Origin of the sequence: Streptomyces sp. SID12501 (genome assembly GCF_010550245.1) — a bacterium.
Taxonomy (GTDB): domain Bacteria; phylum Actinomycetota; class Actinomycetes; order Streptomycetales; family Streptomycetaceae; genus Streptomyces.
On record NZ_JAAGLU010000443.1, the window covers coordinates 1 to 507 of the forward strand.

The 507-nt window shown below is 73.6% G+C and carries 1 pseudogene; it reads right to left on the reverse strand.

What is annotated here, in order from left to right:
• A pseudogene (locus tag G3I71_RS46680) lies at nucleotides 1-507 on the reverse strand (hypothetical protein); the annotation flags it as partial.

Consider the following 507-nt stretch of genomic DNA (forward strand, 5'->3'; position numbering starts at 1 on the left):
ATCTGGTGGCCGCAGGCGGTGCAGGTGATGGGCCATTGGCCGTCGGTGCGGACGAGGCCGAACGTGTCGCACCGAGGGCAGGGGGCGGTCATGGGGTGGCGGTGGGGTACGGCGTGGGTGATGTCGCGGATGCGGTGGACGAGGGTGTCGAGGTCGCGGTGCAGTTCGGCGGCGAGCAGGTCGATCCGCGCGGGCAGCGCCGACCACACCGCGTCGGCGGCGACCACCAGGTCCAAGGAACTCGCGTAGAGCTCGTTCATCCGGGCGACGAGTTCGGCCAGCGAGAACCGCTCCGCCAGCGGGGAACCCTCCACCGCGGCCCCCGCGATCAGCACCCCGGGCCCGCGCAGGCGCTCGGTGAGCTCGGACAGTTCCTCGCGATTCGGCCAGCGACGCCGCTCGCGGATCTCCCGGGCGGCGGCCAGGGCCCCGCTGTAGGCGTCGAAGTACCTCCACAGCCGGGTGATGTGCGCGTCGGCGGCCGCCCAGCGCTCCGCGGTGAGCCCG